The organism is Haloplanus sp. (assembly GCF_028275055.1).
In the GTDB taxonomy this organism is placed as follows: Archaea; Halobacteriota; Halobacteria; order Halobacteriales; family Haloferacaceae; genus Haloplanus.
Genome location: NZ_JAQCNJ010000101.1, coordinates 1 through 13385 on the forward strand (window position 1 = coordinate 1; position 13385 = coordinate 13385).

Annotated in this window: 13 protein-coding genes; 6 read left to right on the forward strand and 7 right to left on the reverse strand. The window is 66.8% G+C overall.

Translation table 11 applies throughout. The features are described from left to right. Window positions 1–174: 174 nt before the first annotated feature. The gene (ligA, locus tag Q0925_RS12080; protein WP_299335867.1) at window positions 175–2235 is read left to right on the forward strand and encodes an NAD-dependent DNA ligase LigA; all 2061 of its coding nucleotides are present in this window, start codon (window positions 175–177) and stop codon (window positions 2233–2235) included. Between the two features lie 42 nt (window positions 2236–2277). Beyond that, entirely contained in the window at window positions 2278–3177 is a 900-nt protein-coding gene (locus tag Q0925_RS12085) for a PLP-dependent cysteine synthase family protein (RefSeq protein WP_299335869.1), read from the forward strand. Here the strand turns inward: Q0925_RS12085 and Q0925_RS12090 are convergent. The 3 genes from Q0925_RS12090 to cyaB all read right to left on the reverse strand — a co-directional run bounded on the left by Q0925_RS12090 (window position 3174) and on the right by cyaB (window position 5717). Continuing rightward, entirely contained in the window at window positions 3174–3626 is a 453-nt protein-coding gene (locus tag Q0925_RS12090) for a DUF5804 family protein (protein ID WP_299335871.1), read from the reverse strand. The genes Q0925_RS12085 and Q0925_RS12090 overlap by 4 nt on opposite strands. A 262-nt stretch (window positions 3627–3888) precedes the next feature. Next, window positions 3889–5115, reverse strand: coding sequence for a methionine adenosyltransferase (locus Q0925_RS12095; RefSeq protein ID WP_299335873.1), 1227 nt, complete (start codon window positions 5113–5115; stop codon window positions 3889–3891). Window positions 5116–5177: 62 nt separating this feature from the next. Continuing rightward, the gene (cyaB, locus tag Q0925_RS12100; RefSeq protein WP_299335875.1) at window positions 5178–5717 is read right to left on the reverse strand and encodes a class IV adenylate cyclase; all 540 of its coding nucleotides are present in this window, start codon (window positions 5715–5717) and stop codon (window positions 5178–5180) included. Between the two features lie 96 nt (window positions 5718–5813). Between cyaB and Q0925_RS12105 the strand changes: the two genes are divergently transcribed. Together Q0925_RS12105 and Q0925_RS12110 are read left to right on the forward strand one after the other, a co-directional pair. Further along, on the forward strand, window positions 5814–6794 hold the full coding sequence (locus Q0925_RS12105) for an FKBP-type peptidyl-prolyl cis-trans isomerase (protein WP_299335877.1): 981 nt from the start codon (window positions 5814–5816) through the stop codon (window positions 6792–6794). A gap of 37 nt (window positions 6795–6831) precedes the next feature. Next, window positions 6832–7092 (forward strand): hypothetical protein, encoded by a 261-nt coding sequence (locus Q0925_RS12110; RefSeq protein ID WP_299335880.1) that lies wholly within the window; start codon window positions 6832–6834, stop codon window positions 7090–7092. On the opposite strand, the gene Q0925_RS12115 is transcribed toward Q0925_RS12110, so the two are convergent. From Q0925_RS12115 to Q0925_RS12125, 3 genes are all read right to left on the reverse strand, one after another. Beyond that, window positions 7089–7712 (reverse strand): RAD55 family ATPase, encoded by a 624-nt coding sequence (locus Q0925_RS12115; protein WP_299335882.1) that lies wholly within the window; start codon window positions 7710–7712, stop codon window positions 7089–7091. The two genes, Q0925_RS12110 and Q0925_RS12115, sit on opposite strands and share 4 nt — an antisense overlap. Before the next feature lie 21 nt (window positions 7713–7733). Continuing rightward, window positions 7734–8357 (reverse strand): MinD/ParA family ATP-binding protein, encoded by a 624-nt coding sequence (locus Q0925_RS12120; protein WP_299335884.1) that lies wholly within the window; start codon window positions 8355–8357, stop codon window positions 7734–7736. A 376-nt stretch (window positions 8358–8733) separates the two neighbouring features. Next, on the reverse strand, window positions 8734–9108 hold the full coding sequence (locus Q0925_RS12125; RefSeq protein WP_299335886.1) for a YlbF family regulator: 375 nt from the start codon (window positions 9106–9108) through the stop codon (window positions 8734–8736). Between the two features lie 81 nt (window positions 9109–9189). On the opposite strand from Q0925_RS12125, the gene Q0925_RS12130 reads away from it, so the two are divergent. After that, window positions 9190–11220, forward strand: a complete 2031-nt coding sequence (locus Q0925_RS12130) for a hydantoinase/oxoprolinase family protein (RefSeq protein ID WP_299335888.1) — start codon at window positions 9190–9192, stop codon at window positions 11218–11220. Between the two features lie 74 nt (window positions 11221–11294). Continuing rightward, window positions 11295–12923 (forward strand): hydantoinase B/oxoprolinase family protein, encoded by a 1629-nt coding sequence (locus Q0925_RS12135; RefSeq protein WP_414652118.1) that lies wholly within the window; start codon window positions 11295–11297, stop codon window positions 12921–12923. On the opposite strand, the gene Q0925_RS12140 is transcribed toward Q0925_RS12135, so the two are convergent. Beyond that, window positions 12920–13385: DUF7504 family protein (locus Q0925_RS12140; RefSeq protein WP_349254409.1), on the reverse strand; the 466-nt coding region annotated here is incomplete at its 5' end. The two genes, Q0925_RS12135 and Q0925_RS12140, sit on opposite strands and share 4 nt — an antisense overlap.

Consider the following 13385-nt stretch of genomic DNA (forward strand, 5'->3'; position numbering starts at 1 on the left):
AGCCCCTCGCGACCCAGTGTCTCGCGTACGTCGTCGTCGCCGTCCCACTCGCCGTCGGGGTGCATCGTTTCGAGCATGTGAGAAGCTACCACGTCCACGGTGTTAACCTCCGCGTTCGGCGACGGCCGAGTCGCTACCTATTCCTACCCGGCGGCCACCCGTGGAACCGAGGCGATGGTCGAGGAACCAGACGACAACCCGTACGTGCAAACGCCGGACACGTCGTTCGACCCGGTCGAAAGAATGGAGGAGAGGGCGGCTCGAAAGCAGGCCGAACGGCTACGGGAGGCGATCGGCTACCACGACTACCGTTACTACGTCGCGAACGATCCGGTGATCGCCGACCGGACATACGATACGCTGTTCGACCGGCTACAGGAACTGGAGGCGGCCTTCGACCTCGACGACGAGAACTCGCCCACCCGACGGGTTGGTGGCGAGCCACTGGATGAACTCGAGACGGTCGAACACGTCGCGCCGATGTTGAGCCTACAGTCCTCCGGCGACCCCGAGGAGATCCGCGAGTTCGACCGCCGGATCCGCGAGGCGGTCGGCGAGGTCAACTACTCCGTGGAACCGAAGTTCGACGGGCTGTCGATCGAGGTGGTTTACGAGGACGGTGTCTTCGTCCGGGCGGTCACACGCGGCGACGGCGAGAAAGGCGACGACGTCTCCGCGAGTCTCAGAACGGTCGGAAGCGTTCCCCTGCGACTACCCGACGGGCCCGATCTGCTCGCGGTGCGAGGCGAGGTGTACATGCCCCGGTCCGGGTTTCAGGACCTGAACGAGCGACGGATCGAACGCGGCGACGACCCCTTCGCCAACCCCCGCAACGCCGCCGCGGGGACGATTCGCCTTCTCGACCCGGAGACGGTCGCAAGCCGGCCACTGGAGGTGTACTTTTACGACGTGATCGAGACGTCGGCGACGCTCCGCTCCCAGACAACGGCCGTCGACCTGCTCCGTGACCTGGGGTTTCGCGTCGACGACGAGACGGCAGTCGTCGACGACATCGAGGGTATCCTCGACTACCGCGACCGACTCATGGACGAGCGGGCGGACCTCGAGTACGAAATCGACGGCGTCGTCGCAAAGGTGGTCGACTTCGCGGCGCGGGAGCGGTTAGGGTCGACGGCGCGTCACCCGCGGTGGGCTTTCGCATACAAGTTCCCCGCGCGAACCGGCGAGACGACCGTCGAGCGAATCGTCGTTCAGGTGGGTCGGACGGGGAAACTGACGCCGGTTGCCCTGCTCGATCCTGTCGACGTGCGTGGCGTCACGATCAGTCGGGCGACGCTCCACAACGCCACCCACGTCCGGGAGTTGGGGGTCCGTGAGGGCGCGACCGTCCGGATCGAGCGGGCGGGCGACGTGATTCCGGAGGTCGTCGAGGTGACCGGTCCGGCCGCGGGCGAGTCCGACGATGCCGGCTTCGCCATGCCCGAAACCTGTCCGGTCTGTGGGGGACGTGTGGTTGAGGAAGGCGAGTATCACTTCTGTGCGAACGCGTCGTGTCCGGCACAACTCAAACGCTCGATCCAGCATTTCTGCTCGCGGGACGCGATGGACATCCAAGGGGTGGGTGAGCGGACGGCCGAACAGTTGGTCGACGAGGGGCTGGTCGACTCCGTCGCCGACCTCTACGACCTCGATCGGGCGGCCCTGACGGAGCTGTCGGGGTGGGGTGAGCGATCCGCCGACAACCTCCTCGCGGAACTGGAGGCGAGCGAGGGCGCCACACTCGGGACCTTTCTCTACGCCCTCGGGATCCGCCACGTCGGGACCGAGCGGGCGCGGGCGCTCGCGGCGGCGTTCCCGCTGTCCCGACTGATGGACGCGAGCGCCGAGGCGCTACGGGCGGTCGAGGACGTTGGCCCGGAGGTGGCCGAGGCCGTGACCGCGTTTTTCCAGACGCCCGCGAACGTGGAGACGGTTGAGCGGTTGGCAGCGGCGGTGGCGCCGGAACGCCGGGCCGGCGACGGCAACGGCGACGGCGAACTCGACGGCTTGACCGTGGTGTTCACCGGGAGCGTTCCGGGCTACACCCGGTCGGAGCTCTCCGATCTGCTCGAACGCCACGGCGCGCGTGTCACGTCGTCTGTCAGCGGCGAAACGGACTACCTGGTCGTCGGCGAAAACCCCGGAACCCGGAAGCGAGAACGAGCGGCCGAGAACGGGGTCGAAACGCTCGATCCCGAGGCGTTCGAAAAACGAGTCCTCTCGCGGATCGGGTGAGTCCCACCACCGATTTAGGCACCGACCGCCAACCGAGCACCAATGCACGACAACATCCTCGACACCATCGGATCGCCGCTGGTCCGTATCGACTCCCCACCGGGGACGACGGTGGCGGCGAAAGTCGAGTCGAAAAATCCTGGCGGCTCGGCGAAGGACCGCCCGGCAAAGGCGATGGTCGAAGCCGCGGAGCAGGCCGGCGAACTCGGACCCGGCGACGCCATCGTCGAACCGACGAGTGGGAACACGGGCATCGGGCTCGCCGTCGTTGGCGCCGCGAAGGGGTACGACGTGACGGTCGTGATGCCGGCTTCGAAGTCACCCGAGCGTCGAGCGATCATGCAAGCCTACGGGGCCGAGGTGGAACTCGTCGACGGCGAGATAGACGCCGCTCGGAAACGCGCCGACGAACTGGAGGCGGAGGGGATGGTTCAGATGCACCAGTTCGAGAACCCGGCGAACCCCGAATCACACTACCGGACGACCGGCGAGGAGATTCTCGAACAGACCGACCGCCGGATCGACGCACTGGTCTGTGGCGTCGGTACCGGGGGCACCATCTCGGGGACCGGCAGCCGTCTGCAGGAGGCCTACCCGGAGCTGAGCGTGGTGGGTGTCCAGCCGGATACGAACCGGTTTCTGTCCGGCGAGCCGGGGCCGGACGAGTTTCAGGGGATGGGTCCGGGGTTCGTCGCGGAGAACGTCGATGTCGACCTCCTCGACAGCGTGGAGGATGTCTCGCTCGCGGACGCAGAGGCGGAGTGTCGCCGTCTCGCCCGCGAGGAGGGACTCCTCGTCGGCCAGTCAAGCGGGGCGTCGAGTATCGGCGCAAAGCGAGTGGCCGAGCGACTGGCCGACGACAGCGGAGCACGGGAGCCACTGGTCGTGACGGTGTTCTGGGACAACGGCGAGCGATACATGTCGACGGGGCTGTTCGACTAGTCGCCGAACTCGGCTTCGGTCACCCGGACGACGACGCTGTCGTCGACGACCTGGAGGTCGTACTCCGGAACGGTGTTGCCGACTCGCGTGGCGTACATCGGTTCGACGAGTTCGTCGGCGACGAGACCATACACACGGAGGTGGGTGGCGGTCTCCTCCGGATCGCGGGTGCCCTCGCGGACCTCCCCGGCCAACTCGCGGGAGAGCCACTCCGTGGTCGAGATGCTCGGTTCGCGGATCAGGGCGGCGTCGGCGAAGCGGACGAGATACCAGTTCAGATCGTTCAGCAGCGAGACGGCGGCCCCGAGGCTGACGGTGTCGACGGCAACGGTGTTTTCGTAGGGCTCGTGGAGGTCGTACGTGGCGAGGGCCGCCCGCGACGTCTCCCGGGAGAGGAGTTCGTACCGGAGGTCGACATCGGACGCCCCGACGATGCACACCTGTGTCACGGTCGCGAAATCGGTACACACGCCTAAATCGATTGCGCCGGTCGGCGGGTATCGAGGACTGTGGGGCTTTCCCGGTGGCGGCGTGTCGTGTTATCCTGAGCCTCGCGGTTGTTTGAACCACTGGCATCGAACTCCACGAGAACGGTGAGGGACGGAAGCAACGGCGTGCGCGTCGTTGGTAACGGTCACACCGGCCACGCGCCGCCGGGATCTACGGTGTTCGGCCGGTCGGGCCGTCGAATCGGACTCGACCGTCTCGGAATCAGAAGGTCCGGAGGTCGCCGTTGACGACCTGCCGGGTGATCGAGGTCACGTCGGCGAGTTCGTTGTCGACGATGGCTTCGATGTCGGTCTCGATATCCGAGAGTGTGACACCGTCCTCCGTGACCACGAAGGCGTCGGCGACGTGTGGGCGGTCGATGGGGCGACCGATCTGGCTGAGGAGGCGGACCCGGAAGTCGCGGATGCCGCTCACCTCGTCGACGACGGCCTCGGCAACCTGCGTACTGAGGAGGTTGTAGATCTTACCGATGTGGTTGACAGGGTTTTTCCCACTCGTCGCCTCCATGCTCATCGGCCGGTTGGGGGTGATGAGGCCGTTCGCGCGGTTCCCTCGACCGACGGAGCCGTCATCACCCTGTTCGGCGCTTGTTCCTGTCGTCGTCAGATAGATACCAGCCGTTCCCTTTTCGGGGTCGTCTGCGGTGTTCACCTCAACGGCGACGGTGCGGTCGGTTCGGTCCCGCGCGAGGTCGGTCACCGACTCGCGGACGTCCGCCACGGCGTCGAGGTACGCCTCAACGCCGTCGAGATGTCGATCGATCATCGCCGCCGCCACCGTGAGGTCGATATGGTTGCCCTCGCGTTTGCCCATGATCTTCACGTCGGGACCGAGTTCGGGGTTGTCGGCTGCGTACGGGCCGTTAAGCTGTTCCTCGGCGTCGAGAACGATGCGTTCGGTTTCGGTCAGGGGTGCGTGTCCGACGCCGAAGCTCGTGTCGTTGGCCATCGGGACGGTCGCGTTCTCCTCGCCGAAAACGGTCTGGAGGTCGCCGCTTCCCTCCCCGAGTCGGGTGTCGACCACCACGTCGGTCCCGAAGTCGAGTTCGGGGACGACCTCAGCGAGGTAGTCTCGCGCCGCCGAGAGCGCAACCGAGTCGACGGGGAGAGTGTGTTCGGTACCGTCGTCGGCCTCGTACGTCCGGGTCGCGCGCCCGACGACGAGAACGTAGATCGGTTCGATAATCTCGCCGCCACCGAAGTCGGGCGCGGCGTTGCCGGCGGCCAACTGTGTCTCGTCGGTGTTGTAATGCAGAACCCTGCCGACGCGGTCGAGATACAGGTTCGAGAGCGCACGGGAGACGTGTTCGGCGATGCCGTCACAAAGGGAGTCCGGGTGGCCGATGCCCTTCCGTTCGACGATCTCAACTTCCTGGTCCTCGACCGCGCGCCGGCCGACGGACTCGATGCGAATGTTCCGATCGCTCATTAGCGAACGTTCTCGCCGCCGTAGTCTATAACTTGCGGAAACCTTTCGCTACGTCAATATTACTACTGGGAATCCAAGAGGAGACCGAGATACGAGGTGCGGATCTGTTCGTCCGGGTCGAGACCGAGGTCTCGCAGGCGGTCGGCGGCGCCTCTGCGGGTCGTTTCCAGGTCGGCTTCCGGGGCGTGGCGTTCGATCTCGACGAACTGGCCGAGGTCGGTGACGGTGTCGAGGGTGACGGTGTAGTCGCCGAGACGGTACCGGTCACGCTCTTTTTCGACGACCGCGGCGGGCGAGAACCCGAGTGCGTTGAGTATCGAATCGAAGTCGTCGGCGTCGCCGACGCCGGTCTCGACCTCGCGGCGGGACTTCGACGCCGTCTCGACGAGCGGTCCCTTGTAGGTGACGCGTGTCGTCGATCCGTCCGCGGTCTCCTCGCGTCGGATCCGGAGGGCCTCGTCCGTCTCGGCGAAGTCGCGGTGGGGTGCGTCGTAGTATGTGTCGACCTGCGTGACCGCCCCGGCGTTCTCCGCACCGAGCGTCGACAACCGCTCTCGGACCGTTTCGTGGCCCGCACGGAGCTTCAGTTCGACCTCGTACATACCGTGTCGTGGCGAGGGGTCGGAAAAAAGCCACCGGAGTCGTGGCTCGCGGTGTGAAACGTGATTCTTAAGGGTCGCACGGGAGTTGTAGCGTGTATGAGTGATGAACAGGCCGAATCGGCCGACGAGCCGGTCGACGCAGACGCGGCCGATGATCCCGACGCGGAGACAGCCAGCGAGACCGACGAGGCCACCGGCCTGCAGGAGGGCGACTTCGTCGAACTGGAATACACCATCCGAACCGTAGGCGACGACCAGGTCGTCGACACGACAAGCGAGGACATCGCCGAGGAAGCCGGCATCGACGAGGAGGGCCACGAGTTCGAACCCCGAACCGTTGCTATCGGCGCCGGCCACCTCTTCCAAGCGGTCGACGAGGATCTGATCGGGAAAGGTATCGGCGACGAGGGCACCGTTCACATCGACTCCGTCGAGGCGTTTGGCGAGTTCGACCCGGACGACGTGCGGACCATCAGCGCCGAGAAGATCGACGAGGACGACCGCTATCCCGGCGCACCCGTGACCGTCGACGGCCAGCAGGGCCGCATCGAGACGATCGTGGGTGGGCGCGCCCGCGTCGATTTCAATCACCCACTGGCCGGCGAGGACCTCGAATACGAGTACGAGATCGCCAACGTTGTCGACGACCTCGCGGACCGCGCTCGCGGCCTGCTCAGCATGTACCTCGACCACACGCCGGAGGTGTGGGTCCAGACCGACGAGGTCGAAGAGGAGCGGCCGGTCGAGGTCGAGTCCGACGACGAGGACGCCCCCGAATACGAAACCGAGATGCAGACGGTCGAAAAGGAGACACTGTACATCGAAGCCACGTCCCAGATGACCATGAACCAGCAGTGGCTCTTTCAGAAACAACAGATCGCTCAGCAGGTCACGAAGCAGCTCGGCCTCGACCGGGTTATTATTCAGGAGACCATCGAGGGCGGCTCGGTGGGCGGTATGATGGGCGGCATGGGCGGTGCCGGCGGCGAGGACGTCGAGGATGCGCTCGAAGACGTCGATGTCGACGCCGACGAGATTGTGGAGGAGATCGAAGAGGGCGGCGACCTCGACGGGTAACCACCGAACTCTTGTACCAGCCGGCTGTTTCGGCGGTATGGACCTCCCGGCCGAAGCCGTGTCTGACCTCCGGGTCGCGGCCGTTGCCGCAGGGTGTGCCGTCGCGCTGTCGGTCGCACTCCGGTACGGGCTGGATGTAACGGCGAGTCCCCTTTTTCGACTCTCGCCGATAGCGGTGTACTTTTGCTACCTTTTTTTCGGCAAGGGATCGACCGGCAGCACGTTCGAGGATCCGCGGTTCTGGGTCCTCGTCACCGTTGTCGTCACCGTCGCAACCGGCGGCTATCTCGCCGTTTAGGCGATGTCGCGACTGGTGTCGATGGTGACCCCGTCAGTGAGTTTGAGTTTGATGGTCTCCTCGAGGGCGCTCCCACCCCGGAACTTCGGGACCGCGAGTCGGTTGACGATCTGTGAGCCCGAAGTGTCGGTTCGGAGGTCGAACACCACGTCGGCCATGTGCTCTGTGAGCGACCGGTTCGAGGTGTCCTCGCCGTGCATCGCGTGCAAAACCGCGATCGATCCCGTGTTGACCATATGCGTCTGCAGTTCGTTGAGAAAGGTCCGGTACCGGGTCGGTTCGGCGTCCTCCAATGGGTCGACCACGTCGACGATCAGGTTCGCGCTCTCGGGGAGGTCTTTCACCAATCGGGTGGCGTTGTCGATCGGTGGGTATGTGCCGGCGTCGCGAACCGAGAGGCGGTCGATCCCCCCACGGTAGCGGTCGACTGCGTCCCGAACCGCCTGCTCGGAGCGGACGGTCGTCACGTACAGCGTCCCCCGTGCAGCCGCGATCTCGTACAGCAACGACTCGGACTGACTGGCCGGATCGGCACTCAAAAGCAGGATGCTCCCGGGCGGAATTCCGCCGTCGAGTCGTCTGTCGAGGACGGAGATGCCGGTCGGGAGACGAGATGCCATACGTGGTACTCAGACCGGGGATCATGTTATGTCTTCTCCCAGCGTGTGGCCGAGGCGGTCGTAGGCGGCACGGACCGCGTCGTCGCCGAGAATCGGGGGGTCAGTCGGGGGCACCGATACCAAAATCGGACAGCCAAGGAGTTCGGCAACCGCGTCGGGGGCCGCCCGCGTCCGTGTCAGCACCACACCCCGAACCGGCGTGCCGAGTGTCCGGGCGATGGCCGCCGTTTTGGCCGCGTCGCGGAGGGCGGGCGCACAGAGTGTCGTGACGAGAACGGCGGTGTCGGCTACACGGAGGGGCGCGGCGGCGTCGGGGCCAGCGCCACCGGGACAGTCGACGACCGAGGGACGGTCGGCCGCCGCGAGCCGCCTCAGCGACCGGTCGACCGCGTCGGCCTCGTCGATGGGCGGGGCGGGCAACAGGGAAACCGCCGGCTCGGCGGGGTGTGGCTGTGCCACGGCGTCAACGCCGGCCGCGTCAAGGTCGGCAAGCGTCGGTTCGCGGTCGACGCCCGCGAGTGCGTGCAGGTCGGGCATGTCCGGGTCGGCGTCGGCCACGACGACGGGGGCATCAAGCGCCGTCGACAGTCCCAGCGTAGTTGTCGTCTTACCGACCCCGCCTTTGCCTCCGGCGATGGCAAGCATGGGGTGTGGTGGTCCCGCTATCGGGTATGAATGCGAGGGGCTAGCGGGGATCCGTGGCGTGTGGCACGGTCGACTGTTCTCTCCGCTCCGGTGGCACACACCTCAGCCCCCGAACCGCTCTTGACCACGCGGCCCGGTCGGCTGTGGGCCTCCACGGCTCGGCCACGGCGTGTCCGGAGTCGGCACCGCCTTTATCGGCCGAAAACACGGTTCGACTGACCGCACGGTCGTGCAGGAGTCGCCTCCGAGTTCCAGCCGGTAGAAACGCGTGGGATCACGGACCGGCCGTCGCCGGCCGAGGCTCGGGTTGGTTGGACCTGCCGGGCCACCGAACTATCGCGTCCGGGGCGGTCTGCGGGTCGGGTTCGGCGACCGATCAGTCCTGACAGCAGCCACCGGCTTCGCCGCCGAAGTCGACCGCGAGGGGGTCGGAGATGGAGCGGTTGATCTCTTCGAGTTGGCGTTGGAGGGCGTCCTGTGCGTTGAGGAACTCCTCCATAACGGGCATCTCGTGGAGTTCGTTCTGGGCGCGCTGGAGCGTCCGGATCTGCTCCTGTGTCGCCTCACCCATTTCACGGGCGGCGACGAACTCGTCGCGAAGCCGTTCGACCTCGGCGATTTTCTCCTGTGCGTCGGTGTCATCTTGAACCGCCGCCTGCGCCTCCTCGAACCGCTCGTGTGCCGGCGAGTCCGCAATGGCTTCGCCGAGTTCTCGACCGAGATCCTCCAGTTGCGGCACGTTCGTGCTCATACCAACTGTTTGGGAGGCCGGTCGCTTCAATTTGCCGCCTCGGCCGGAGATTTATACCCGAGAACCCACAGAGAAACGGGTATGGTAACCGACGTCCGTCTTGGTGTCGACGTCGGTGGGACGTTCACCGATGTCGTCGTCGCCGACGGCGACGGCATCACGGTACTGAAGGTGCCATCGACACCCGAGTCGCCCGACGAGGGTGTTCTTGACGGGGTAACCGCGGCGGTCGATGCAGGGGTCGATCCGCGGACGGTCGGGTTCTTCGCCCACGGGACGACCGTCGCGACGAACGCGCTGCTTGAACGTGAGTGGGCCGAGACGGCGCTTGTCACGACCGAGGGGTTCCGCGACGCTGTCGCGATCGGTCGACAGACCAGACCCGACCTCTATGATCTGCACGCTCAGCCCCCCTCGCCGATCGTCCGTCGAGACCGTCGGTTCGAGGTAGCGGAACGCCTCGGCCGCCGGGGAGAGGTCATCGAACCGTTCGACGAGGACGACGCCAGAGCGGTGGCCCGAACGATCCGCGAGAGCGACGCCGAGAGCGTCGCCGTCGCCTTCGTCTTCGCGTTCGAGAACGACGCCCACGAGCGCCGGATGGCGGAGATACTCCGCGAGGAGGGCGTCGACGGTGACCTATCCCTGTCCAGTGAGGTGTTGCCGGAGATCAGGGAGTACGAACGGACGCTGGTCACGTCGATCAACGCCGCGCTCAAGCCGGTGCTGAACCGGTATCTCGGCCGACTGGAGGACGGCGTCGCAGACGCCGGCGTCCCTGCTTCGGTGACGGTCATGCAGTCGAACGGCGGCGTCGCATCGGCGGCCGCGACCCGAGAACGGCCGGTGGATACGCTTCTCTCGGGGCCGGCAGCCGGGGTCCGTGGAGCGGCACACGTCGCGGGTGAGGGGGGCTACGACGACGTGTTGACGATGGATATGGGTGGCACCTCCTGTGACGTGTCGCTGGTGCGCGACGGCGACCCGGTCGTCACCACCGAAGGACAGGTCGGTGACTACCCGGTGACGGTGCCGATGGTCGATATCCACACCATCGGCGCGGGTGGCGGATCGATCGCGTGGGTCGACGGCGGCGGGAGCCTCCGCGTCGGCCCCCGGTCCGCCGGGGCCGATCCCGGTCCGATCTGTTACGGTCACGGCGGAACCGACCCGACGGTGACCGACGCCCACCTGTTGCTCGGGCGGATCGACCCCGGAACGTTTTTCCAGAGGAGCGTGGACGAGGCGGCGGTCCGCGAGGCGGTCCGGGAGTCCGTCGCCGATCCGCTCGGACTGGACGTCAAGGCCGCTGCCCGCGGAATCGTTGACGTGGCCAACGCCAACATGGAACGTGCACTGCGGGTCGTTTCCGTCGAACGCGGCCACGACCCCCGCGGGTTCACGCTCGTCGCGTACGGCGGAGCTGGGCCGCTCCACGCCGCCGAACTCGCGGAGAAGCTCGGTGTGCCCCGCGTGGTCGTTCCGAAGTCGGCCGGCGTTCTCTCGGCGCTCGGGCTACTCATCAGCGATGCGGTCCACGAGGAGGGTGTCTCCGCGGTCCGGCCGTGGGCTGAGGTCGACCCGGCCGAACTGACCACCCGTTTTGATCGACTCGAAGCGGAGACCGCGGAGCGTCTGGAGGCCGAGGGATTCCCGTCCGCCCGACAGCGGATCGAACGCGCGGTCGACCTCCGGTACCGTGGACAGTCGTTCGACCTCCGCGTCGAGGTTCCCGAGGGAAGTCTCGGACAACGGAACCTGACGGCCGTCGCAGATCGGTTCCATGACCGCCACGAGCGTCGGTACGGACACGCCACGCCGGAGGAACCGGTCGAACTGGTGACGATCCGGCTCCGCGCGCGTGGAATCGTCGATCCGCCGGCGCTGTCGACGGACCACGGCGGGACTGTCGACCCCGATCCCAGAACGGTCAGGCGGGCGACGATCGGTGGGACGACCGATCAGACGCCGGTCTACGATCGATCGGCGCTGGGGCCGGAGGCGACGCTCGACGGTCCTGCCGTGATCGAGGGTGCCGAGAGCACGGCCGTCGTCCCGTCCGGCGCGAACGCGAGGGTCGACGACGTCGGTAACGTGGTGATCGAGCCGTGAGCGAGACCGGAAACGGGATCGACCCCGTTACGCTGGAAGTGTTGCGAAACGCCTGCATCGCCGTCGCCGAGGAGATGAACGCGACGCTCGTGCGCACGGGGTACTCGCCGAACATCAAGGACCGACGGGACTGTTCGTGTGCGCTGTTCGATGTCGTGAACGGCGAGAAGGGAGCGGAGCTGATCAGCCAGGCCGAGAACATTCCGGTTCATCTCGGCGCGATGCCATACTCGGTGACGGCAGCCATCGAGGCGTTTCCCCCGTCGTCGTTGTCGCCGGGTGACGCGATCCTCCTGAACGATCCGTTCCACGGGGGCGCACACCTGCCGGACATGACGCTCGTAACGCCGGTCTTTGTCGACGACGAACTGGTGGCGGTCGCGGCGAACCGCGCGCATCACGCCGATGTGGGCGGCGCCCAAGCGGGAAGCGTCGCGGCCGACTCGACGGACATCTATCAGGAGGGGCTTCGCGTCCCACCGGTGAAACTCTACGACGGCGGCAACCCCGTCGAGGACGTGTTCGACCTGCTGCTGACCAACGTGCGGACGCCTGAGGAGCGACGGGGCGACTTCCGCGCTCAGCGGGCGGCCAATCGAACGGCCGTCGACAGACTCCGCGAACTCGTGGCCCGACGCGGTCTCGACACGGTCCGGGCGGCGACGACCGAGATCAAGGCGTACGCCGAGCGACGGATACGCGCCGAAATCCAGAAGCTCTCGGACGGGACCGTCCGATTCGAGGACTATCTCGACGACGACGGACTGGGCCACGAGGACCTCCGGATCGCAGTCGCCGTGACGGTCGACGGTGACAGGGTCGTCGTCGATTTCGAGGGGACGAGCGACGAGGTGGCCGGGCCGATCAACGCACCCCTTGCGGTGACCGCCTCGGCGACGTACCACGCGGTGCGCTGCGTAACCGATCCGGACGTGCCACCGAACGCGGGAACTTACCGGCCGGTCGAGATCCGAGCGCCGGCGGGATCGATCGTGAACGCACAGCCGCCGTCGGCGGTCGTCGGCGGGAACTTGGAGGTCTCGCAACGGGTGGTCGACGCGCTACTCGGCGCGTTCGGTCTGGAAGCGCCGGAGCGAGCGGTCGCCGCCGGCCAAGGGACGATGAACAGCGTCACCTTCGGCGGCGCCGACCGCGAGGGGGAGCCCTTTGCCTTCTACGAGACGGTGGGGGGTGGGTTCGGTGGGCGGGCCGGTGCCGACGGAATGGACGGTGTTCACGTCCATATGAGCAACACACGGAACACGCCGGCCGAGGTGTTGGAGACGACATACCCGCTCCGGATCCGGCGCTACGAGTACCGGCCGGAGTCAGGCGGCGCCGGCGAGTTCCGTGGCGGGCTGGGACTCAGACGGGATATCGAGGTCCTGACCGACGACGTGGTGTTCAGCCTGCTCGCGGACCGGCGGCGACACCGGCCGTATGGGGTCGCCGGTGGCGACCCCGGGAGCGCTGGCGCGGACCGCCTGGTTCGGGCCAACGGCGACGAGACCGGGATCGCTGGCAAGGCGACACACGACCTGAACGCGGGCGACGTGGTGAGCGTTCGCACGCCGGGTGGCGGCGGGTTCGGTGATCCAACCGACCGTGACGCGGCGGCCGTCGCTCGGGACCTGCGTCTCGGGACGTTGTCGGCGGCGGTCGCCCGCGCGGTGTACGGCCACGACGTCGATTCGGACGGTTAGTAGGGGAAGGCCGTCCACTCGGCGTCGACGTCGGGAAGCCCTCGGATCCGGACCTCTCGGTCACCGTCGACCTCCCGAAGTTCGATAACGGCGTCGAAAATCGAGGTGACGACGTTCACGAACCGATCCTCGTGGGTCGTCGGGTCGATACTGTAGACGCCGAGATAGCCGGCGGCGCTCGCTCGCCGGGAGAGAACGTGCAAAAACGAGAACGCGCGCTCGGAGTCGACGTACTGGAGGAGCGTCGAGATGGAGACGAAGCCGAGTCGGAGGCGGTCGGGCGTCCCCATCCCGTCGACGGCCTCGGTGAACTCGACACCCATGCTGGTGAGATCAGCCGGTGAGGAGACACGGTGGACGATCGGATCGTCGTCGCCCGGTGCGCCCGAGGCGTCGACGATGCGGAACGCGTTCGAATCGGCGGTGATGCCGCGGTCCTCGAGATGGGTCCGAATGCGGGTT